21 protein-coding genes are annotated in these 21,900 nt (G+C 71.9%); 13 read left to right on the top strand and 8 right to left on the bottom strand.

Annotated elements, in window-relative coordinates; translation table 11 throughout:
* Positions 1-76 precede the first annotated feature (76 nt).
* A complete protein-coding gene (locus tag IEY56_RS03775; RefSeq protein WP_189035603.1) occupies positions 77-901 on the top strand; it encodes an SDR family oxidoreductase in 825 nt (274 codons plus the stop codon).
* A gap of 73 nt (positions 902-974) precedes the next feature.
* On the opposite strand, the gene IEY56_RS03770 is transcribed toward IEY56_RS03775, so the two are convergent.
* Entirely contained in the window at positions 975-1,550 is a 576-nt protein-coding gene (locus tag IEY56_RS03770; protein ID WP_189035602.1) for a hypothetical protein, read from the bottom strand.
* Positions 1,551-2,064: 514 nt separating this feature from the next.
* Here IEY56_RS03770 and IEY56_RS03765 point away from each other — a divergent pair.
* Positions 2,065-3,525 (top strand): amino acid permease, encoded by a 1,461-nt coding sequence (locus IEY56_RS03765; protein WP_189035601.1) that lies wholly within the window; start codon positions 2,065-2,067, stop codon positions 3,523-3,525.
* 256 nt (positions 3,526-3,781) lie between these two features.
* The gene (locus IEY56_RS03760; RefSeq protein ID WP_189035600.1) at positions 3,782-4,201 is read left to right on the top strand and encodes a PPOX class F420-dependent oxidoreductase; all 420 of its coding nucleotides are present in this window, start codon (positions 3,782-3,784) and stop codon (positions 4,199-4,201) included.
* A gap of 60 nt (positions 4,202-4,261) precedes the next feature.
* On the opposite strand, the gene IEY56_RS03755 is transcribed toward IEY56_RS03760, so the two are convergent.
* Both IEY56_RS03755 and IEY56_RS03750 read right to left on the bottom strand, forming a co-directional pair.
* On the bottom strand, positions 4,262-5,161 hold the full coding sequence (locus tag IEY56_RS03755; protein WP_189035599.1) for an LLM class F420-dependent oxidoreductase: 900 nt from the start codon (positions 5,159-5,161) through the stop codon (positions 4,262-4,264).
* A 343-nt stretch (positions 5,162-5,504) separates the two neighbouring features.
* Positions 5,505-6,149 carry a GntR family transcriptional regulator gene (locus IEY56_RS03750; protein WP_229711584.1) on the bottom strand — a complete coding sequence of 215 codons (645 nt, stop codon included), beginning with the start codon at positions 6,147-6,149 and terminating at the stop codon, positions 5,505-5,507.
* A 187-nt stretch (positions 6,150-6,336) separates the two neighbouring features.
* On the opposite strand from IEY56_RS03750, the gene IEY56_RS03745 reads away from it, so the two are divergent.
* The 6 genes from IEY56_RS03745 to IEY56_RS03720 all read left to right on the top strand — a co-directional run bounded on the left by IEY56_RS03745 (position 6,337) and on the right by IEY56_RS03720 (position 12,530).
* Positions 6,337-7,800, top strand: a complete 1,464-nt coding sequence (locus IEY56_RS03745; protein WP_189035597.1) for an Nramp family divalent metal transporter — start codon at positions 6,337-6,339, stop codon at positions 7,798-7,800.
* Positions 7,797-8,234, top strand: a complete 438-nt coding sequence (locus IEY56_RS03740) for a hypothetical protein (protein ID WP_189035596.1) — start codon at positions 7,797-7,799, stop codon at positions 8,232-8,234. The genes IEY56_RS03745 and IEY56_RS03740 overlap by 4 nt, the downstream gene beginning before the upstream one ends.
* Before the next feature lie 270 nt (positions 8,235-8,504).
* Positions 8,505-9,977, top strand: a complete 1,473-nt coding sequence (locus tag IEY56_RS03735; RefSeq protein ID WP_189035595.1) for an APC family permease — start codon at positions 8,505-8,507, stop codon at positions 9,975-9,977.
* A gap of 482 nt (positions 9,978-10,459) precedes the next feature.
* Positions 10,460-11,209 (top strand): hypothetical protein, encoded by a 750-nt coding sequence (locus tag IEY56_RS03730; RefSeq protein ID WP_189035594.1) that lies wholly within the window; start codon positions 10,460-10,462, stop codon positions 11,207-11,209.
* Positions 11,206-11,889 carry a DUF4166 domain-containing protein gene (locus tag IEY56_RS03725; RefSeq protein WP_189035593.1) on the top strand — a complete coding sequence of 228 codons (684 nt, stop codon included), beginning with the start codon at positions 11,206-11,208 and terminating at the stop codon, positions 11,887-11,889. Before IEY56_RS03730 ends, IEY56_RS03725 begins: the two co-directional genes overlap by 4 nt.
* Positions 11,886-12,530 (top strand): TetR/AcrR family transcriptional regulator, encoded by a 645-nt coding sequence (locus IEY56_RS03720; RefSeq protein WP_189035592.1) that lies wholly within the window; start codon positions 11,886-11,888, stop codon positions 12,528-12,530. The genes IEY56_RS03725 and IEY56_RS03720 overlap by 4 nt, the downstream gene beginning before the upstream one ends.
* Positions 12,531-12,568: 38 nt before the next feature.
* Here the strand turns inward: IEY56_RS03720 and IEY56_RS03715 are convergent, their stop codons facing one another.
* Positions 12,569-13,468, bottom strand: a complete 900-nt coding sequence (locus tag IEY56_RS03715) for a cytochrome c biogenesis CcdA family protein (protein ID WP_189035591.1) — start codon at positions 13,466-13,468, stop codon at positions 12,569-12,571.
* A 16-nt stretch (positions 13,469-13,484) separates the two neighbouring features.
* The gene (locus tag IEY56_RS03710; protein WP_189035590.1) at positions 13,485-14,132 is read right to left on the bottom strand and encodes a redoxin family protein; all 648 of its coding nucleotides are present in this window, start codon (positions 14,130-14,132) and stop codon (positions 13,485-13,487) included.
* Between the two features lie 887 nt (positions 14,133-15,019).
* Between IEY56_RS03710 and IEY56_RS03705 the strand changes: the two genes are divergently transcribed.
* Positions 15,020-15,364: a MerR family transcriptional regulator gene (locus IEY56_RS03705; protein WP_229711583.1), complete on the top strand. Its 345-nt coding sequence runs from the start codon at positions 15,020-15,022 to the stop codon at positions 15,362-15,364.
* Positions 15,365-15,516: 152 nt separating this feature from the next.
* On the top strand, positions 15,517-16,647 hold the full coding sequence (locus IEY56_RS03700; protein WP_189035588.1) for a CapA family protein: 1,131 nt from the start codon (positions 15,517-15,519) through the stop codon (positions 16,645-16,647).
* 98 nt (positions 16,648-16,745) lie between these two features.
* On the opposite strand, the gene dgoD is transcribed toward IEY56_RS03700, so the two are convergent.
* The 3 genes from dgoD to IEY56_RS03685 all read right to left on the bottom strand — a co-directional run bounded on the left by dgoD (position 16,746) and on the right by IEY56_RS03685 (position 20,157).
* Complete coding sequence (gene dgoD, locus IEY56_RS03695; RefSeq protein ID WP_189035587.1) at positions 16,746-17,894, bottom strand: galactonate dehydratase; 1,149 nt, start codon at positions 17,892-17,894, stop codon at positions 16,746-16,748.
* A 210-nt stretch (positions 17,895-18,104) separates the two neighbouring features.
* Entirely contained in the window at positions 18,105-19,358 is a 1,254-nt protein-coding gene (locus IEY56_RS03690; RefSeq protein ID WP_189035586.1) for a PP2C family protein-serine/threonine phosphatase, read from the bottom strand.
* Positions 19,345-20,157, bottom strand: a complete 813-nt coding sequence (locus IEY56_RS03685; RefSeq protein WP_189035585.1) for an alpha/beta fold hydrolase — start codon at positions 20,155-20,157, stop codon at positions 19,345-19,347. Before IEY56_RS03685 ends, IEY56_RS03690 begins: the two co-directional genes overlap by 14 nt.
* An 88-nt stretch (positions 20,158-20,245) precedes the next feature.
* Here IEY56_RS03685 and IEY56_RS03680 point away from each other — a divergent pair, with 88 nt between their 5' ends.
* Entirely contained in the window at positions 20,246-20,914 is a 669-nt protein-coding gene (locus IEY56_RS03680) for a MarR family winged helix-turn-helix transcriptional regulator (protein ID WP_189035584.1), read from the top strand.
* Positions 20,914-21,846 carry an EamA family transporter gene (locus IEY56_RS03675; RefSeq protein ID WP_189035583.1) on the top strand — a complete coding sequence of 311 codons (933 nt, stop codon included), beginning with the start codon at positions 20,914-20,916 and terminating at the stop codon, positions 21,844-21,846. The genes IEY56_RS03680 and IEY56_RS03675 overlap by 1 nt, the downstream gene beginning before the upstream one ends.
* Positions 21,847-21,900: the final 54 nt, after the last annotated feature.

Here is a 21,900-nt window from a genome sequence, read left to right as displayed (position 1 = left end):
CCGCGGTCGGCGACCTGCGGCGCGGGACAGCCGTCCCGGTCCGGCCGGACCCCGACCGACTCCCTCGGAGGGCGTCATGAAGCTCCTGGTCGTCGGAGGCAGCGGGTACCTGGGGAGCGAGCTGGTACGTCAGTCGGCGGCCGCGGGCTGGGACACTGCGGCGACGTACCGGTCCCGTGTGCGCGACGTCCCCGGAGTCGCCTGGCACCGGCTCGACATCCGTGTCCCCGGACAGGTCGACGACGTGATCGGGGCGGTCGCGCCCGATGCGGTGATCAACGCGACCAGCGGGCACGGCGATTGGGCAGTCACAGCGGACGGCGCGATCCGTGTGGCGATGTCCGCGGTGCGGCAGGGTCGCCGGCTGGTCCATGTCTCCAGCGACGCCGTGTTCTCGGGCGCGCGGATTCACTACGACGAGTCCTGCCTGCCCGACCCCGTCACCCCCTACGGCGCGGCCAAGGCGGCCGCCGAGACCGCGGTGCGGCTGCTGGCGCCGGAGGCCGCGGTCGCTCGCACCTCACTGATCGTCGGGGACGGCCTGTCCGTGCACGAGCGTCTGGTCCATGCCCTGGCGGCGGACCCGCGTGACGGCGTCCTGTTCACCGACGACGTCCGCTGCCCGGTGCACGTCGCCGATCTCGCCGCCGCCTTGCGGGAGCTCGCGGTTTCAGGAGAAGCGGGGATGTTCCACCTCGCCGGAACGGACGCCGTCAGCCGTCACCAGCTCGGCGTGCTGATCGCACGCCGGGACGGGCTCGACCCCTCCCTGCTGCCTGCCGGACGCCGGGCTCGCAGCGGCCCGCCCGGCGCGCTCGACGTCCGTCTCGAAGGGAGCGCGACGCGGAGCCGACTGTGCTCCCGGCTGCGCGGAGCCCGGGAGTTCTTGGACGCCGGGTAGGCGAGGCCGGTCGCGCGGGACCGTGGGCCGACCGGCCGCAACCCGTATCGGCGCGGGAAGCAAGCCAACCCGGCTACGCCGCCTCCCCGTTCTCCGCCAGTTTCCGCAGCGTGAACAGCTGGCGGCGCATCATGAACAGGTCGCCCCAGGCCAGGACGCGGCGGCGCAGGCGCCCGGGGAGCCCGCCCTCCTCGCCCGGGACGAGTTTCACCACGAGTCTCGTCCTGCCGGGACCTTCCTCCGTGACGGCGTAGGTGAGGGTGAGCGGCCCGAACACCCGCAGCGCCCGGGTGTCGTCCAGGACGAGGGTGAGGTGGTCGTCCAAGGCGAAGTCCGCGAGCCGGAAGATGGTCATCACCCGCTGGCCCCTCTCCAGACGCTCCGCGCCGGGCGTGAGCCGGCGCGGGCTCCGGCGCCCGAGGTTGTCGAGCAGGTCGTAGCTGTACGGGGCGACTTTCAGCTGGCACAGCCAGCGGAAGACGGACGGGCGGGCGGCGTCCACCGTGACGGCGCGGAACCATGCCTCGCCCGACCCGCCCGACAGGTCGTCGCACGGATAGTGCCGCTCCGTCTCGTTCCGGCGGGCTCCCCAGAGTCGCGGAATCCGTCTCGGCGTCCCGTAGTCACCTTCTCCGCCGCCGTATCGCATACGGAAAGCGTCGAGTCGAACACGCTGCGAGTCAACAGCTGCTGCGAACAGGGGCAGGAGGGTCCGTACCGAGGGTGGCGGAGGAAATGCCGGGAGTGATGTCCCTCCGTCAACCGCCGCTCGGATTCACGTGGAGCGAGCGCGGTTCCGCCCGGGTTACCTCAGATTTCCCTCAACTCGCCTCCCGGTTGAACCTCAACGCCGCCTCAAGTCTTCAATGCCTTCCTTAATCCATTCTCAAATCGAGGTAATGCCGGGATCAACGGCCCGGGGGTGATTGAACCGCCGTGCCGAGTTTAGGCCCTTCTATCCGTGAAGTCGGTCACATGCCCCCCGTGTCGACACGTCCGGGCGCCGTGATAAATGTTCACGATCTCCTGCGCGGCGACGTTCCAGCCGTGCCGGAGCCCCAGTGCTGGCGGATCGCCAACCAGCACCTCCATTCATTCCCGGGAGTACCGGATCCGGCTCTGCCGAAATGGCGCGGCCGGACGTGGAGAAAGGCACGGACGTAATGGTCTCGGTGGAAACCAGTCGGCCCGACGACGTCGGCAAGGCCGCAGGAAACGGACCCGACGAGGAGTACGAGCGCGGGCTGGGTCCGCGTCAGGTCCAGATGATCGCGATCGGCGGCGCCATCGGGGTCGGCCTGTTCATGGGGGCCGGGGCGAACATCGCCAAGGCGGGCCCCAGCATCATCCTGATGTACGCGCTGGCGGGCTGCGTCGTCTTCCTCATCATGCGCGCCCTCGGCGAGCTGCTCCTCTACCGGCCGGTGACCGGAAGTTTCGCGGAGTACGCCCGTGAATTCCTCGGCCCGTTCTTCGGATTCGCGACGGGCTGGACCTACTGGCTCCTCTGGGTCGTCACCGGCATGGCGGAGCTGACCGCGGCCGCCATCTATATCCATTTCTGGTTCCCCGCGATCCCGCAATGGGTCAGCGCGCTGGCGTTCCTGGTGGTGCTCTTCGGGGTCAACCTCATCTCGGTGAAGATATTCGGCGAGGTCGAGTTCTGGTTCTCGATGATCAAGGTGACCGCCATCATCGGCATGATCGTGATCGGCCTGGGCGTACTGACCCTCGGTTTCTCGGAGGTCGGCGACAGCGCGTCGACAGCCAACCTGTACGCACACGACGGTTTCTTCCCGAACGGCATCGGCTCCAGCCTGATGACGCTTCAGGGCGTCATGTTCGCCTACCTCGCCGTCGAACTCGTCGGCGTGACGGCCGGTGAGTCAGAGAATCCGGAGAAGACACTTCCCAAGGCGATCAACACTCTTCCCTGGCGCATCATCTTCTTCTACGTGGGTGCCCTGACGGTCATCCTCGCGGTCGTGAAGTGGACGGAATTCTCCGAAGGTGAATCCCCCTTCGTGAAGGCCTTCTCGGAGATGGGCATCCCCCTCGCGGCGGGAATCGTCAACTTCGTCGTGCTGACGGCGGCCCTGTCGTCCTGCAACTCCGGCATGTACTCGACCGGCCGCATGCTGCGCGACCTGGCGTCCAACAGCCAGGCGCCGAAGGTCTTCGAGCGGCTCAACTCCCGCAAGTCGCCCGCCATCGGCATCACGGCCTCGGCGGCGCTGATGGGCATCGGCGTCGTGCTCAACTACCTGGTGCCGGAGAAGGCGTTCGGCTACGTCACCTCCGTGGCGACGGCGGCGGGCATTTGGACCTGGATGATGATCCTCTGCAGCCACATCCGGTACCGCGTCGGGCTGAAGGCGGGACGCCTGCCGCGCTCGCCGTTCCCCGCGCCGGGCGGTGCCGTGGCGAGCACCGGCGCGCTGCTCTTCCTGCTCCTGGTGACGGGCCTGATCGCCTACGACTCGGAGGCGCGGATCTCCCTGTACGTCGGCGCCGTCTGGGCGGTCCTCCTGCTGGCCGGCTGGTTCAAGGTGCGCGGCAACGGCCGCGGAGCCGCGGGGCGGCAGAAGGACGCCGAGCCGGAGAGCGCCTCCGTCCCCGAGTAGGCGACGTACGCCCGGGCGGATCCCGCCCGGGAGCGCGGCCCGCCCGGGCGGATCCCGCGAACCCCGCGAAGAGACGGACCGTGACGCCCCAGGGGTGTCACGGTCCGTGCGCGTCCTCCGCCGTCCGCCGCTGCCGTCCCTCCGCCGTCTTGAACGGCCTGCCGCCGGGTACGCGTGGCGGATCAGTCCGCAGGACCCGCCCGGGACGCCCGTCGAGCCGCGTGGCGCCGGGCGCAGACACCCAGAGGAGCGCCGTATGTCGAAACCCCCGCTTCCGGACGAGGCCGTCGCCATGCTGGAGAAGGCCAATCCGGCCGTGATCACGACGTTGCGCCGTGACGGCCAGCCGGTGTCGACGGCCACCTGGTACCTGTGGGACGGCGGGCGGGTAATGGTCAACATGGACGAGGGCCGGAAGCGGCTGCAGCACATGCGGGACGACTCCCGCGTGACGCTCACTGTCCTCGACGAGTCGTCCTGGTACACCCACATCAGCATCGTCGGCCGGGTCGCCGAGATCCGGGAGGACGAGGGCCTCGCCGACATCGACCGGCTGGCACGGCAGTACCTGGGGCAGCAGTACCCGCAGCGCGACCGCCGCCGCTTCAGCGCCTGGATCGAGATCGACCGGTGGCACGGCTGGGGCACCCTGAAGGACAACACCCAGCCGGGGTGACACCGTCGAGGTCTCGCGTGGGACCGCCGGCCCGTGCAGGCGCCCGCGGTCCCGCGCCCCTCACAACGGCAGCGCGGAGGCGAGAGCGCGCCATTCGGCCAGCGGCAGCGCATGGGGGACGTCCGCGGTGACCACCTGGAGCGCCACGTGGTCCGCGCCGGCCGCCAGGAACGCCTCGACGCGCTCGCGAACGGTATCGGTGTCGCCCAGGGCGTAGACGGCGTCCAGCAGCCGGTCGCTGCCGCCGCCCGCGAAGTCCTCCTCGGTGAAGCCCAGCCGCAGCAGGCTGTTGCGGTAGTTGGCCAGGCCCAGATACCGCTCCAGGTACGCGCGGGCGACGGTGCGGGCACGCCCCGGGTCCGTCTCCAGCACGACCTTCAGCTCGGGGGCGAGGAGGGCGCCGGGCCCGAGAGCTTCACGTGCCCGCGCGGTGTGCTCCTCCGTCACCAGGTACGGCAGCGCGCCGAGCGCCCGCTCCCGCGCCAGCCCCAGCATCTTCGGCCCGAGCGCGGCGAGGGCGCGCCCCGAGGCGGGCACGGGCCGCGGGGCGGCGTCCAGCGCGTCCAGGTAGGAGCGCATCGCCGTGTACGGGCGCTGACGCAGCTCCTCCTTCGCCCGCGGGTCGGTGACCGCCTCCGCGTGGCTGACGCCCAGGCCCAGCACGAAGCGCCCGCCGTGCTCCGCGTCGAGCCGGGCGTGACCGGCGGCGACGTCGCGCGCCTCGTGCTGCCAGATGTTGAGGATGCTCGTGCCGACGGTGATGCGGGAGGTCGCCGCGAGCAGCGGTTCGGCCTGGTCCAGCCCGGGGCTGCCGCCGATCCACAGTGCGCCGTACCCCAACTCCTCGATCTCTGCCGCGACTTGGGTGATCTCCGCGCGCCTGGACGGGTCCGTGGAGCCCAGTGCGGTGTTCCACAGGCCGATCCGGCCGAAGCGTTCGGAATGCTCGCTCGATGTCATGCCTGGTGAGCGGCGTGGGCATGCGGCGGTATTCCAGCCGACAGCCGGCTTCCCCCGGACGGCCCCCGGACTTCCTCCCGTGGTGCGCCTCCCGTACGCCGCCCCGCACGTCCCGTCGGCTAGGGGCTGTCTGACAAATGGCGCCGTTCGCCCGGAGGGCGGGGCTCGCGTCGTCTGGTGCGTGCGGGTGCAAGGCGGAGGTCTGTCCTCGTAGTGGGCTACTCGGTCGGTCCGACAACGCAGCAGACGTGCGTGCCAGGCGGCGCGAGCCAGGCGGGATTTGTCAGACAGGCCCTAGCGGAGGCCTGACGCCTCGTCATAACGGCCTTGCAGATGGGCCCGTTCAGCCGCCGGGCTCCTCCGAGACGCCGCGCAGCCGTCCGTAGTACGCCGTCTCCAGGTGGGTGCGCATCGCCGCCTCGGCGGCCTCCGGATCGGCCTTGAGGACGGCGTCCGTGATGGCCCGGTGCTCCTCCAGCGTCTGCTGCCCGACGCCGCGGTCGTAGTAGAGCCGGAAGATGTGAAGGTGACAGTGCGTGCGCTCGAACGCGAGACGGACCTGCGCGCTGCCCGCCAACTCGGCGACCAGCACGTGGAATCGGGTGTCGTGCGCGGTCAGCGCCTTGTAGGCGTCGTACGTGGCGTCGCTGGGGGTGGCGCAGGACTCCATCTCCTCCCGCAGTCTCTCTCTCCCGGCGGCGTCCGCCCGTTCGGCTGCCCGCGCGGCCGCCCACGGCTCGATGAGGAGCCGGAACTGGTAGAGATCGGCGAGCTGTTCGCGGTCCAGCAGGGGCGTCGTCCGGTAGCCGCGCAGCGGTTCCTTCACCACCAGCGCCGCCGACTCCAGCCGGGCGAGGGCCTCGCGTACGGGCGTGGGCGAGACGCCGAGCCGCCGGGCGAGGCCGTCGATCGAGACGCGGGCGCCGGGTTCGATGGCGTGGTCCATGATCAGCGTCTTGATGGCCTCGTGGACGTCGTCGGCCAGCATCGGCCGCCGCGGCAGGGGAGTTGGCGCTGCGTCCGCGCCGGCTGTGCCCGTCCGAGGCCGGTCCATTGCTCCCCCTGCGACTGCTGATCCCGAAAACAAGGCTGTCCAGCCCCTTGACGTGCGAGCTCATGCGCTCGAATATGCGTACGGCCTACCGGAAGTATCCTATAGGATATGCGGGACTTACATGAGTACAGAAGAATCCGGCCGCATTGAAGACACCGCGCTGCGGCTGCCGGAACCGCCGACGGGGCTGCGGCAACGGCGGGTCACCGTCGTCACGGCGCTGAAGTACTTCGGCCCCGGGGCGATCATCGCCTCCCTGACCATCGGCAGCGGCGAATCGATCCTCGCCTCCCGCGAGGGAGCGGTCTTCGGCTACGCCGTGCTGTGGGCGGTGGTCGTCGGCTCGGTCGCCAAGGGCGCCCTCGTCTACGCGTCGAACCGTCACATCACCCTGACCGGCGAGCACCCCATGGCGAGATTCGCCAAGGTGCTTCCCGGGCCGCGCGGTTGGTTCCCCGTGCTGCTCGCAGCGATCTGCCTCATGTCCTTCCCGGGCTGGGCGAGCGGGGTCGCCGTCGCGCTCGGCGACTTCCTGGAATCGATGGGAGCGGGCGACGCGACCTACTTCGCGGTCGGCCTGCTGATATTCGCCGGGGTGCTGTCGTGGGTCGGCGGCTACACGGTGCTGGAGAAGGTGCAGGTCGCCATCGCGGGCATGATGGTGGTGCTCGTCCTGGTCGCCGTCTTCGTCGCGCAGCCCGACTGGCTCGGCGTGCTCGGCGGGCTGGTGCCCGGCGACTTCGGCTACGCCCCGTTCGTCGCCGACAAGTACCCCGACATCGGGAGCACTTCGGTCTGGGTCGAGCTGGTGGTCTTCATGGGCGGCCTCGGCGGCGGCATGTACGACTACATCGGCTACACCGGCATGCTGCGCGAGAAGAAGTGGGGCATGCTCGGCCACCGCGAGATCGACGCGATCGGCGACCGCCTCGCCGCCCTGGAGCCCCGCGACCGCCTCCCGCTCTCCACGGAGCCCCAGGAGGTCCAGAAGGCGCGCGCCTGGAGCCGTGCCCCGCTGTTCGACATGCTGGCGGCCTTCCTCGCCCTGGGCGTCATCGCCGCCGCGTTCATGATCAACGGTGCGGCGATCCTCGGCGAGAAGCAGCAGGTGCCCGAGGGCAACGACGTGCTGACCCACCAGTCGCAGTTCCTGGCCTCGGTGGCACCGGTGTTCGAGTACTTCTACATCGTCGCCATCGTGATGGTGCTCTTCGGCACGATCTACGCGGTGTGGGAGGCGTACTCCTGGACCACGTACGAGAGCCTGGCCGCCGTCTCCAAGAAGATCCGCGTCCGCGGCCAGCGGGGCATCCGGCCCTTCGTGTACGGGTGGACCGGCGTCGGCGCGCTGCTGATGATCGCCTCCGGGGCGGACTTCGTCGACCTGATCACGCCGGCGTCCATCGTGGGCGGCGTGTTCGCGTGCGGCATCTACGGAGCGGGGCTGCTGTACGTCGACAAGGTCAACATGCCGGCCGAGCACCGGATGACCACGCTGCTGCGCGTCCTGGTCGCCGCCGGCTCGGTCTTCCTCACGGTGTGCGGCGTGATCGCGATGCTCTCCTACGCGGGGGTCGTCTCGTGAGCGGGCGGCTGCACTGGCGCTACGCCGTCCTCGGCGCGGGGTTCCTCGCGCTCGCAGCCGTGCGGACGGCGCAGGGCGCGACGGTCTGGGGCGTGGTCTTCCTCGCCGCGGCCGCCGCCAACGCCTGGCTGGCCGTGCACGAGGGCAGGCCCCGGACGGAGCCCGCGGGCCCCGGCGGGGCAGCGCACCAGCAGAGCGGTGTGCCGCGTGCCGACAGCGCGCAGGTCGAGCGCTCCCTGGAGGGCTACCGGGCCTCGCGCGGGCAGTGGAAGGCGCTCGCCGCCGGCTGCCTCGCCGTAGGGGCGGGACTGCTGCTGGTCGAGCCCCCGCTCGCCGTCTTCGCGGGCGGCGCCGCGCTGTTCGCGGTGCTGCGGGCCCGCCGGGCGGGCCACGCGGTCGCGACGCTGCGCCGCGCGCGGCTCGTACGGGAGTAGCACTCGGCCCGACGCGGAGCGCGGCGCGCAGCAGCCCCGGGTGTACCCGGCGGTTCACCGGAAGGTGCGAGCGAAGTCACGGGCATCATCCGGCCCCGACTGGGCATACGGGCGTGCGGCAGCGCGGGCGATGCCCGCGCCGCCGCACGGCGGCGGGATCCGTGAACCGGTGACCGGCGGCCTGTCGGGCGCCCGCGGCGGCGTCCGCGCCAGCACGCTCCGCGTGAACCGAACAGCGCCGGACGATCCGGGCAGAGTGAGAAAGTGCCGATGAACCTATTGCGAAAGATGCCGGTCGACGACGTACTGGACCGGAGCCGGCAGAACACGCTGAAACGGACCCTGTCGGCCACCTCGCTGGCCGGTTTCGGCGTCGGAGTGATCATCGGGACCGGCATCTTCACGCTGGTCGGCGTGGAGGCCAAGCAGCACGCCGGTCCGGCCGTCGTCGTCTCCTTCGTCATCGCCGGCGCCGTCGCCGCGCTCGCGGCGCTGTGCTACGCCGAACTGGCCTCCGCCGTCCCCACGGCGGGCAGCGCCTACACCTACGCGTTCGCCACGCTCGGCGAACTCTTCGCCTGGATCATCGGCTGGGACCTGCTGCTGGAGTTCGCCCTCGGGGCCGCCGTGGTCTCCCGGAGCTGGTCCGGCTACGTGGCCAACCTCCTGGACCTGCCTCCGGAATGGTTCGGTGAGCAGGCCACGGTGAACATCGGGGCGATCTTCATCATCGCCGTGCTCACCGTGGTGGCGGTCACGGGCATCCGCGGCTCGTCCCGCGTGACCAACGTGCTCGTCATCGTCAAGGTCTCGGTGTGCGTGCTGATCGTCGTCGCGGGACTCTTCTTCGTGCGCGGCGCCAACCTCGACCCCTTCGTCCCGCCGGCCGAACCCGCCGAGAGCGGCGCCTCGATCGTCGACCAGCCGCTGATCCAGGCGGTCGCGGGACTGGAGCAGTCGGTCTTCGGCATCGGCGGCGTGCTCACCGCGGCGGCCGTCGTCTTCTTCGCCTACACCGGCTTCGAGGCGCTCGCCAACCTCGGCGAGGAGACGAAGAACCCGAAGCGCGACCTGCCGCGCGGCCTGCTGGGCAGCCTCGCCGTCTGCACCGTCCTGTACGTCGCGGTCTCCTTCGTGCTCAACGCGATGGTCGACTACCGGGAGATCGACGAGGGCGCGCCCATCTCGGCCGCGTTCCAGTCGGCCGGCGCCCCGTGGGTGGGCGTGCTCGTCGGGCTGGGCGCGATCAGCGGGCTGACGTCCGTGATGATGGTCGAGCTCGTCACCCTGGGCCGCATCGGCTTCGCGATGAGCCGCGACGGCCTGCTGCCCCGGCGGCTCTCCGAGGTCCACCCCCGCTGGGGCACCCCGCACCGCATGACGATCGCGATCTCCGTCCTGATCATGGTCCTGGCAGGGTTCGTCCCGATCACCGAACTGGCCGACATGGTCAGCATCGGCGCGCTGTCCGGCTTCCTCATCGTCGCCCTGGCGGTGCCGCTGCTGCGCCGCAAGCGTCCCGAGCTGGAGCGGCCCTTCCGGGTTCCGCTGTCGCCGTGGCTGCCGATCGTCACCGCGCTCGCGTGCCTCTACCTGATGTCCAACCTGGACGTGTTCACGTGGCTGCGCTTCGCGGCATGGCTGCTCCTGGGCCTCGCGATCTACTTCTTCTACGGGCGGCGGCACTCCGTCCTCGTGGGACGGAGCAAGGACGAGGGGGAGGCCGGTAAGACCACCGACTAGGGTGCGTCGTTTGGATCTTCGTGGTTCAGCGAGCGGCGTCCGGTGCGTCCGGATGCCAGGCGGAGGATCGCCCTCGTACTGGGGTCCCCCATGCCGAAGGCCAGGGGAGTACTCGGGCGACTCCGACAACGCAGCAGACGGGCGTGCTGGGCGTCGCAAGCCCGCGAAGATCCAAACGACGTGCCCTGGGTGCGGGCCTCCCCGGGCCGCATCCGCTCCGCACGGCTCCGCATGGGCCGCCGACGCACCGCACCCTTCGGGGGGCGGACCGTCGGCGGCCCTTTTCGTTGCCGCGACGGCCCGACGGCCCGACAGCCCGACGGCCCGACGGCCCGACGGCCCGACAGCCCGACCGACCGACCGCCCGGTCCCCGACGTCCCGTCCGGCAATGCCGCGCCCGCGTCTTGAGCACTCGCTCAAAACTCTGTACTTTGAGCGAGTGCTCAAATCGAGCGGAGTGCGGACCGAGGGGGGATCTTCGATGCGGCTCTACGTGGAGACGCGCATCCGCGCCGGGATCGGGACGGTGTGGGACCGCAGCCAGGACCCCGCACTGCACCAGCGCTGGGACCTGAGGTTCGGGGAGATCGGCTACCTCCCCCGCGAGCCGGGGGAGCCGCAGCGCTTCCGGTACGCCACACGCGTCCTGCCGTGGCTGAAGATCTCCGGCACCGGCGTCTCGGCCGGCGAGCAGGACCGGCCCGACGGCACCCGCACCTCGGCTCTGCGCTTCGCCTCCGCCCACCCGCTCTCGTTCATCGAGGAGGGCCGCGGCTACTGGCGCTACGTCCCCGACGGCGAGGCGCTGCGCTTCCTGACGGGATACGACTACCGGCCGCGCTGGGGGTGCTTCGGCCGGGTCGCGGACCGGTTCGTCCTGCGTCCCCTCATGGGATGGGCGACGGCCTGGTCGTTCGACCGGCTGCGCCTGTGGTGCGAACACGGCATCACCCCCGAGCGGTCGCTGCGGTACGCCCTCGCGGAGGTGTCCGTACGGTGCGCCGCCGTCACCGGTGCGGCGGCCCTCGCCCAATCCGGGGCGTTGCCCGGCCCCGCCGCCGCGTACGCCGCGCCGGGCGTCCTCGCCGTCGCGGCACTCGCGTCGCTGCTGCCCCCGTCGCGCCGCACCCCTGCCGCCCGCCGCTGCCTGCGCCGCCCGCCGTCGCGCTCCGCGGCGGGCCGGGCGGCCGCGACCGCACCCGCCCTCCTCACGAAACTGGTGAAGCCATGACGAGCATCTTCGAACAGGCCCTCGGCGCCGGGGACTTCGCGCGGCTCCACCCGGAGGTGCGGCGGCGCTTCTCCGTCGGGCTCGACAGCGTCACGGCGTGCGTCGGCCGCGGCACGATGGACCGCGTCTGGCACCGGCGCGGCTTCGTCCGTCCGTTCCTCGCCCTGGGCGGCAGCCGCAACATCCTCGTGCCCGAGGCCGGAAGGGACATCCCCTTCACCATCGAGAACTTCCCCTACCGGGACTCCTACGGGCGGGAGACCGTCACCTTCGTGCGCACCTTCCAGTTCCCGCGCCGCGTCCGCCGCTTCGACGCCACCATGGTCCACAGCCCCGAGCGCGGCTGCATCGTCGACTACCTCGGCACCCACCAGCACCTCGCCTCCGACCTGCACCTCGAAGCGGACGAGGAGGGGGCCCTCGTGATCCGCTCCGGGCAACACCGGTTCAGGGAAGGGCCGGTGGACGTGCGCGTCCCGGAACTGCTCGCAGGCGATGCGGTGGTGCGGGAGTCCTACGACGAGAGGGCCCGCCGCTTCCGCATCCAAGTGCGTGTCTCCAACCGCCGGTTCGGTCCCCTCTTCGGCTACGAGGGCTCCTTCGCCGCCGAGTACGCCGACGTCGCGGAGCGAGGCGTACGCGCCGGTCTGCGGCCGCTGCGCGAGGAGGCGCGGGCGTGAGCGAGGGGACACGCGAGAAGCTGCTGGACGGGGCGCTGCGCACCGTCGTCGAGCAGGGGATCGGCAAGACCTCGGCGCGCACCATCGCCGCCGCGGCCGGAGTGAACCAGGCGCTGGTCTTCTACCACTTCGGCAGCGTCGACGAACTCCTCGCCGCTGCCTGCCGGTTCGGCGCGGAGCAACGCGTCGCGCGCTACCGCGAGCGCTTCGCCTCGGTCCGCACCCTGGCCGAACTCCTCGAACTCGGCCGGGAGCTGCACGCACAGGAGCGCGCCGGCGGCCACGTGGCCGTACTCGCACAACTGCTCGCGGGGGCCCAGACCCACCCCCGGCTGGCGCCGGCCACGGCGGCCGGGCTCGCGCTGTGGATCGAGGAGATAGAGCGAGTGCTCGCCCGCGTCCTCGAGGGTTCCCCCGTCGCCGAGTTCACGGACGCGGGCGGGCTCGCCCGCGCGCTCGCGTCGGCCTTCGTCGGGCTCGAACTCTACGAGGGAGTCGACCCGCGGGGCGCGGCAGGCGCTCTGGACGCGCTGGAGCAACTGGCCGGGCTGGCGGAGGTCCTGGAGGACCTGGGGCCTGTCGCCCAGCGTGCCGTACGCGCCAGGCTCCGGCGGGGTGCCGCGAAGCGCGGGGAGCGCTGAGCCTCAACTCGGCGGCACCGAACGGCCGCACGCCCTCGTCAGCTCGTACGCGGCGGCACCGCATCTGCCGGTTCGCCGCCGCGGCCCCGCGGAGTCCGCCGTCCCGGCCGGTACTTCACCAGCACGGCCGCGGCGGCCAGCAGGACGGCGAACACGCACGCGACCACCGGCATGCCGATCTGCTCCACGCCGTTCGCGAGCGACCGCTGAACGTATCCGGCGGCGCCGATCACCGGGTCCGCCGTGTCACCGCCGCCGAACACGCGGATCTCGTACCAGCCGTAGTACGCCGTGTACGCGCCCACGACGACCAGCAGGCCGCCCCCGAACCGCGACGCGACGGCCCCCACGCCGCGCAGCCGGTCCACCGTCGCGGTTCGGGCGAGCGCCACGGCCAGGGCGGCGACGCCGACGATCGCGCCCATTCCGGCCGCGTACGCCCCGAAGAGCAGCAGCCCCTGGCCCGCGGACCCGCTCCGGAAGGCGGAGACGACGATCGCGAGGAACGGCGCGATGGTGCAGCCGAGCGAGGCGACGGCGTACGCGCCGCCGAACAGCGCCATCGACGGCAGCGAGCGGCCCACCCCGGGAGCGCGGCGCAACTTCGGTGCCGGAGACGGCAGTTCGCGGCCCGCCAGCAGCCACACACCGGCCCCCGCGAGCAGCAGACCGAAGAAGACGGTGAACCACGGCAGATGCTGCTGCACCTGGCTCGCGACCGGTGCGACGACGAGCCCGAACACGCCGAAGACACCGGCGAATCCGAGCGTCATCGCGGCGGTCGCCGCCACCGCACGTGCGACCGCCGCCCCCCTGGTGGGGGAGTCCTCGCCCAGCACGAGCAGCGAGAGGTACGCGGGCAGCAGCGCGAAGCCGCAGGGATTCACCGCCGCGAGCATGCCCGCGGTCAGGGCCAGGGCGAGAGGAAGGTCGGCCATGGGCGGGACGTGAACGTCAGCCGGCGAGACCGGAGACGAGCTTGTTCAGTTCGCTCGGCCCCGTGGCGGCGCCCGCGTGCACCTTCTTGCCGTTCTTGTCGAGCATCACGTACGAACTCTGCTGCGTGATCCCGAACTTCTTCCAGACGCTGCCCTTCTGGTCGTTCAGGTGCGGGAAGTTGCCGACCTTCTGGGCGCTGACGAAGCCGCGGATGGGTTCCGTCTTGTCCAGGCCGGCGACGCCGAGGAAGTTCACCTTCCCCTTGTACTCAGCGGCGAGCTTGGCGGTCTGCGCTGCCTGTCCCTTGCACGTGCCGCACCAGGGCGCCCAGAACCACAGGACGGCCGGCTTGTCGGCCAGCGTCGCGCCCTTGAACGTCTTGCCGTCGACGGTCGAGCCCGCGAACTGCAGCGATGCGGGGGCTCCGTCGGGCGCCTTCTCGCCGGGGGCGATGCCCTCCGGAGCGTCCTTGCCGGAATCGTCCTTCTCTGGGGCGTCCTTGTCCGGCTTCCCCTCACCGGCCTCACCGGCTTCCCCGGCCGGCTTCTCGGGCTTCGCCTTGTCCGCCGGTGCGGGGCTGCTGTCCTCCGAGCAGCCGGCCACGGCGAGGGTGCTCGCGAGGAGCAGAGCGGTGAGGACGGCACGGGTTCGAGCGGCACGCATCATCTGGTCCCTCGGTGGATGGGTCGGGGCCCTCACGCTAGGTGCTCGCCTTTGGCGGCAGTGGGGTTTTGGGCGTCTCTGACAAATGGCTCCGCCCGCTGCGGGCGGTGCTCGCGGCGGACGGACCGTGCAGCCCGAAGGGGGAGGCCGTCCTCTCAGCGGGCTACCCGGCCGAGCCGACAACCAGGAGATGTGCGTGCCGGCCGTCGCGACACGAGGTGAGCCGGACAGGTCACCAGCAGCGGCTGAGCAATCCGGCGGCGGCCCTGTACCCGCCGTGTTCCGCCCGCACGGGGCGCGGGCCCCCGCGCGGCAGGCGCCGGGGCCCCGTGACAGGTGCCCGGGAGGCTCCGCGCGAGGGCGGGCACCCCAGGTGCATTCCTCTTCTACACGACACCGGAAATCTGTACTCGCGGCTGTAGACATCGAGACGCGGTCGGGGTAGAGTTCCTGCTGTCTTCGAAGGAGTCAGAAAGCGTGGCAGAGGACGAACTGCCACGAGCCGTAAGCGGTGCGGCGGCAGGCCGGCGGAGTCAGAAGCGATCCCCCGGAGCTCCGAGGCCGGTGGCCGCGCCGGGCGGTCGGGAGAAGCCGCCGTGCATGTCCTGTTGTCCGAGCAGTACCCGTGAGAAGAAGATCAAGGAAAGAGAGGAGTCAGACGCCATCGGGATCGCCCGGGAGAGTTCGCAGAGCGCCCGGGTACCGCAGACCCCGGATTGGAAGGTGGTCCACGGTCCAGCAACCGCGATCCCCGCATTCCGGCCGTCCGGCCCGTATGCGGTAACTCAAGAGCCGGCTCGCACAGCCGGCGGATGGTGTTGAAACCCCTCGGGGCCCCGGTGCCGCACGGCACCGGGGCCCCTCGACGCGTCCCGGAAGAGGTGCAAGTGCCAGAAGAGAATTCCTCGCAGTTCGCCGATCGTCTCGAAGACGACGACTACCCCGCATACACCATGGGCCGGGCCGCGGAGCTGATCGGGGCCACCCCCGCCTTCCTCCGCGCACTCGGCGACGCCGAACTGATCGTCCCCCTCCGCTCCGCCGGCGGCCACCGCCGCTACTCCCGTCACCAGCTGCGGCTCGCGGCACGCGCGCGGGAGCTCGTCGACGACGGCACGCCGATCGAGGCGGCCTGCCGCATCATCGCCCTGGAGGACCAGCTCCAGGAGGCGCAGCGCGCCAACGACGAGCTGCGCCGTACGGAAAGCGGTTCGGAGCAGGCCGCCAGCTGAGGCGCCGGGGAGCGGGGGAGCCCGTCCCGGCCGCCGGCGTGCCCGGCGGAGCCGTGCCCCGGCCCGGCCGGCGGCAGTCGCCTCGTCCAGACCACCCGCCGCAGGTGTCAGAGTGAGGCCGGGAGGCGACGGCCGGTGCATATATTGCGGCGATGAGCGGTGAATCGGTCGATCTGTCCCTGTGCGGCGACGTCATGCTCGGTCGCGGTGTCGACCAGATCCTCCCGTACCCGGGGAGCCCCGAGCTGCGGGAGGGGTTCACCCGGCACGCGGGGGACTACGTCCGCCTCGTCGAGGCGCGCAGCGGACCGGTTCCCGTCCCGGCCGGGTTCTCCTGGCCGTGGGGAGACGCGTTGCAGGCGCTGGAGACGTTCCGTCCGGACGTCCGGGTGATGAACCTGGAGACCAGCGTGACGTCGAGCCCGGCGTTCGCACCCGGCAAGGGCATCCACTACCGGATGGCCCCCGCCAATCTGCCCTGCCTCTCGGCGGCACGTCCGGACGTGTGCGTGCTGGCCAACAACCACGTCATGGACTTCGGCGTGCCCGGCCTGGAGGAGACGCTCGACGCCCTCGCCGGGGCGGGGCTGCGGACGGCGGGGGCGGGACGTGACCTGGAGGAGGCGCGCCGGCCGGCCGTGGTGCCCCTCACGGGCCCGGGGCCCGCCCGCCGGGTGCTGACGTTCGCGACGGGCACCCCGTCCAGCGGCGTCCCGGGCTCCTGGGCGGCGACGGAGAGCCGGCCGGGCGTCGACTTCCTGCCGGTGCTGTCGGAGTCCTCCGCTGCCGAACTGTCCTGCCGTGTGCGGGAGTTGCGGCGTCCGGGCGATGTCGTGGTCGTCTCCGTGCACTGGGGCTCCAACTGGGGCTACACGGTTCCACCGGAGCAGACCCGGTTCGCGCACGGGCTCATCGACGGCGGTGGAGCGGACGTCGTGTTCGGTCACTCCTCGCACCACCCCCGCCCAGTCGAGATCTACCGCGGCAAGCTCGTGCTCTACGGCTGCGGCGACTTCATCGACGACTACGAGGGCATCACCGGCTACGAGGAGTACCGGGACGAACTGCGGCTGCTGTACCTCGCGTCGGTCGACGTGGGAAGCGGCCGGCTCGTCCGGCTGCGCGCGGTTCCGTTCATCTCGCGCCGGATGCGGCTGCACCGTGCTGCGCCGGCCGACGCCGCATGGCTGCGGTCCGTACTGGACGAGATCAGCCGCGACTTCGGCGTGCGGGCGGCGGCGGGCGACGATGCCGTGCTGACCCTGGAAGCGGCCCGGCGGTGACCCGCCCCGGCCGGACCGCCCCCGCCCCGGCGCCCTGTCTCCCGGTTCGGGGAGGGCCTGGGGGAGGGGCGCCGGGGTCCGCGTCGCGGGAGCGGGGATCACCACTCGGCGAACGAGCCGTCGCCGTGCCGCCAGACCGGGTTGTGCCAGCTCTTCGCCGAGCCGTCCGCCTTCCGTACCGCCTTCTCGTCGATCTCGACGCCCAGTCCGTGCCCGGTGGGACGCGGGAGATGGCCGTCCTCGAAGCGGAAGACGGAGCGGTCGGCGACGTAGTCGAGCAGCTCGGCACCCTTGTTGTAGTGGATGCCGATGGACTGCTCCTGGATGAGGAAGTTCGGCGTGCAGAAGGCGAGTTGGAGGGAGGCGGCGAGAGCGAGCGGCCCGAGCGGGCAGTGCGGTGCGACGAGCACGTCGAAGGTCTCCGCCAGCGAGGCGATGCGGCGGCACTCCGAGATGCCGCCCGCGTGGGAGAGGTCGGGCTGCAGCACCGCGATCCCGGCCTGCAGGGCGGGCAGGGCGTCCGTGCGGGAGAACAGCCGCTCGCCGGTGGCCACCGGCAGCCGCGTCGAGTCCGTGACCCGCCCGATGAGGTGCGTGTACTCCGGCAGCACGGGCTCCTCCACGAACATCGGCGCGTACGGCTCCAGCACGCCTGCCGCCCTGACGGCGCCGGCGGTCGAGAACCGCCCGTGGAAGTCGACCGCGAAGTCCCCCTCGGGGCCCAGGACTTCACGCGCGGCTTCCGCCCTGGCCGCGACGTCCGCCAGCTCCGCGGGGGTCGGCAGCGGGCTCATGCGGCCGGAGGCGTTCATCTTCACCGCGGTGAAGCCGGCGTCCACCTGGGCCGCGACCTGGTCGCGCACCTGGGCCGGCTCGTCGCCCCCGACCCAGCAGTAGGCGCGGGCCCGTTCGCGCACGGGCCCGCCGAGGAGCCGGTACACCGGTGCGCCGAGCGCCTTGCCGGCGATGTCCCACAGCGCCTGGTCGATGCCGGCGACGGCACTGGAGAGCACGGGCCCGCCGCGGTAGAAGGAGCCCTTGCTCATCAGCTGCCACAGGTCCTCGATGCGGGACGGGTCGGCGCCTACGAGGAACTGGTCGGCGAGCTCGTGGACGGCGGCCCGTACGGTCTCCGCCCGCCCCTCCACGACGGGCTCGCCCCAGCCGACCGGACCGTCGTCCGTCTCGATGCGGCAGAAGAGCCAGCGCGGCGGCACGGCGAACGTCTCGACTCGGGTGATCTTCACAGTGGTGCTCCAGACGATCCAGACGGTGCGCGGGCGGCGAGGGCCCTCAGGACAGAGCCCCGCTCACCCCTCGATGCTGCCTTCGGTGCGGCCCGTCCTCCAACGGTGCCGGAGCACGGGCACGGCGGCCCCGCGACGCGACGCCGTTGCCCAGGGTGCCCCGTCCGGCGGTTGAGCACTGCGGCCCTGTCCAGGGGCGACGCCGTACCGTCACGTCCGCGGGCCGTCCCCGCCCCGGGGCACGCCCACCGACATCAGGGCGGTGTCGTCGTCGAGCCCCTCGCCGAAGGCGTCCAGCAGCTCCGCGAGCGCGTCGACGGTCTCCTCGGCGGTGCTCGGGGCCAGGACGTTGGCGAAGTCCAGGAGTGCCTCGTCGCCGTAGCGGTCGGTGGCGCCCGCCGAAGTGTGCGCCTCGGTGAGACCGTCCGTGTAGAGCAGCAGCGTGTCCCCCGGGGCCAGCCGGACGGTGGTCGTGGAGATGTGCGGTTCGGCGAGCACGCCGATGAGCTGCCCTCCGGGGGTCGGGACGAACTCCGCCGTCCCGTCGCCCCGCAGCAGCAGGGCCTCGGGATGGCCCCCGCTGGCCAACGTGACGCGGTAGCCCTCGCGTTCGGCGCTGAGAAGTCCGAACAGGACGGTGGCGAACCTGGGCTCCTGCTCGTAATCCTCCGTGTTCAGCACGGTGTTGAGGTTGTGCAGAACGGTGACGGGATCCGGGTCGTAGACCGCCGCGGCGCGCAGCGTGTAACGGGCGAGTGAGGTCAGGGCGGCGGCGGGAGCGCCCTTCCCGCACACGTCGCCGAGGAAGAGCCCCCAGGTGCCGTGGGCCGCCAGCGGGAACAAGTCGTAGAAGTCGCCGCTGACTTCGTCGCGGGAGGCGATGTGGTAGTGCGCCGCGACCTCCAGCCCCCGGGGTGCCGAGAGATGCGGCGGGACGAGGGTGCGCTGCAGGGTCGAGGCGAGCCGCTGGAGACGTGCGCGCTCGTGCTCGGCATCCTCGCGGGCGCGCAGGAGTTCGGTCTCGTAGGAGCGGCGGTCGCGTGCGTCGGTGACGGTGGTGCGCACCATCAGGGGATGCTCGTCGTTGTCGGTCATGACGGTCGAGGTGACGAGCACCGGCAGCCGCGTCCCGTCCGCGGCCTTCAACTCCAGTGCGATGCCGCTGACTTCGCCCTGGAGCCGGAGCAGCGGCGCGTAGTGCGTCTCGTGGTAGAGCTTGCCGCCCACCGTGAGCATGTCGGCGAAGCGCATGCGCCCGACGACCTCGTCGTGCGTCCGGCCCAGCCATGTCAGCAGCGTGCGGTTGGCCTTGACGATCTGCCCGTCCATCAGCGTGAAGAGATATCCGCACGGGGCGTTCTCGAAGAGGTCCTCGGCGTTGTTCTCCAGCAGCGAGGCGTAGGCCAGGTGCGCCGTCCGGGAACGCGGTGCGTCGCTGGAACCTTCCCCGTCAGCGCTCGTCATCGGTTCGGGCCGCGAACGAGGCGATGGCTTCGGCGGTCTGCTCGGGGGCGCTGAGCTGCGGGCAGTGCCCGACCGCGTCGAGCGTGACGAGTTCGCTGCCCGGGATCGCCTCGTGCACGAAGGCTCCGACCTCCCTGGGAGCGATCACGTCATGGGCGCACTCGATCACCCTCGTCGGCACCGTCACCCTGGCGAGGTCCGCGCGGTTGTCGGACAGGAACGTGGCCCGGGCGAAGACGCGCGCGATGGACGGGTCGACCCGGCAGAAACTGTTCGTCAACTCCTCCGACAGTTCCGGCCGTTCGGGGTTGCCCATGATGACGGGCGCCAACGATGCCGACCAGCCGAGGTAGTTGCTGTCCAGGGAGTCCAGCAGCTCGTCGATGTCCTCGGCGCTGAAGCCGCCCGTGTAGTCGTGGTCGTCGATGTAGCGGGGCGACGGCGTCAGCAGCACCAGTTTCTCGAAGGTTCCGGGCTCCCACCCGGCGGCCAGGACGCCGAACACGGAGCTGACGGAGTGGCCGACGAACACCAGGGGCCCCAGGCCGAGTGCGTCGCAGATCTCCAGTACGTCCCTGGCGTAGCCGTCCAGCGAGGAGTAACGCTCCTCCCGCCAGGCGGACTTGTCGGACCCCCCGGTGCCCACGTGGTCGAACTGCACGATCTTGAACTCGTCCGCGAGCAGGGGGGTCACCAGGCGCCACATGTTCTGATCGCAGCCGAAGCCGTTGGCCAGCATGATCACCGGGCCGTCCGTCCGGCCTTCGACCACCACGTTGTTCCTGTGCAGTACATCCATAACGCCTCATATTGTCCCATTGCTGCGGATTTGCCGCCCCGTTGCCGGGAGGGTTGTGCGTCAGGCGCCGCCACGTTATGCATGAGTCATGCATGATAAGGAACGCACGGCCAACCTTCTCGGGGCCACCGCGCTCGCCGTGGCCGACCTCGCGCTCGCGGGAGCCACCAAGGCCGCCGGGACCAGCGCCAGCGGAGCCGCCGCCCTGGTCGCGCTGGCCGCCTCGCCGGGACTGAGCGTCACGGAACTCGGGCGGCGCGTGGGCCTTTCGCAGTCCGCTGCCGCGCGCATGGTCGACTCCCTGGAGTCGGACGGACTGGCCGAGCGGCGCCAGGGCCCCGGCCGCTGGGTGTCGGTCGTGCCCACCGCCGCCGGCATGCGCACGTCGCAGTCGCTCCTCGCCGCCCGCGGCAGCCCCCTCACCGGGATGCTCGACGCCCTCGACGAGGCGGAGCGGGACACCCTGGCGGAGCTCCTGGGCAAGCTGCTTGCCCGGGCGTACGCGGAGGTGGGCGACGCGGAGCTGATGTGCCGCCTGTGCGACCGCGCCGGCTGCGTGCGGGACGGAGCGGTCTGCCCCGTCGGGCAGGCGGAGCGCGACGGCCTCGGCGGGGGCGACGGCGGCGACGGGACCGGTGACCGCGGACCCGGTGGCGGACCCGGTGACCGCGGACGATCCGGGGCCCGGCCCGTCCGGTCCTCCCCCGGGCGGGAGGACCGGCGCCCCGGCGGCGGTCGAAGGGCGCCCGGTGCCTGATGGGCGCCCTCCTGGCCCTCGCGTCGGCGGTGTGCTACGGGATAGCCGACGTCACCGGGGGCCTTCTCTCGCGCCGTGCGCACTTCGCCCTCGTCGCGCTGGCCGGGCAAGGGGGCGGTCTCGTCCTCACCCTGCTCGCCGCTCCGGTGTTCTCTGCTGCGAGGCCGGTCCTCTCCCTGGCCCTCTCCCCGGACACCGCCTGGGGCGCGCTGTCCGGCGTGGGCACCGGAGTGGGGATGGTCCACCTCTACCGGGGTGTGAGCCGCGGGGCGATGAGCGTCGTCGTGCCCGTCAGCGCCGTCACGGGCGTAACGCTGCCCGTCGTCGCCGGCGTGGTGCTCCTGGGCGACCGGCCGTCCGCGCCGGCCTGGCTGGGAATCCTGGTCGCGGTCCCTGCCCTGTGGCTGGTGTCCCTGGAGCGGTCCCGGCCGGGCGCCCCCGTCCTCACGGGCGCCTCCCTCGACGGCCTGATCGCCGGCGCGGGGATCGCGCTGCAGTACCTCGCCCTGGCGCAGGCCCGGCCGTCGGCGGGGATCTGGCCGGTCGCGGTGGGACGCGTCACCGCGCTCGCGGTGATCGCGGCGATCGCCGTGCCGCTCCTGGCAGCACGGAGGCGCCGCGCACCACTGCGGCGGCCCCCGCGAACGCCCGCCGGAGCGTCCCAGGGCGCGTCCGCGGAAGCGCCGGCCCTCCTGCCGCCGCGGTACGCCGCCGGGTCCGCGGTCACCGGCATGATCGCCGCTCTCGCTCTCGTGCTCTACCTGCTGGCCGCCAGGGAGCAGCTCGTCGTGATCGCCGTCGTCCTCTCGTCCCTCTACCCGGCGGTGCCCGTGGTGCTGGGGCTGACGGCGCTGGGGGAGAGGCCCACGCGCCTCCAGGCCGCCGGCCTCTGCGCGGCCGCCGCCGCGACAGCGCTGATCACCGCCGGCTGACGGCGGTCCGCCGCTCGGGCGCCGTCTTGCTTTCGGCCCCCGCGTCCACGAGTG

This window comes from Streptomyces daqingensis (assembly GCF_014645895.1).
GTDB classification, from domain to species: Bacteria; Actinomycetota; Actinomycetes; order Streptomycetales; family Streptomycetaceae; genus Streptomyces; species Streptomyces daqingensis.
This window is presented reverse-complemented; position numbering and strand designations above follow the sequence as displayed.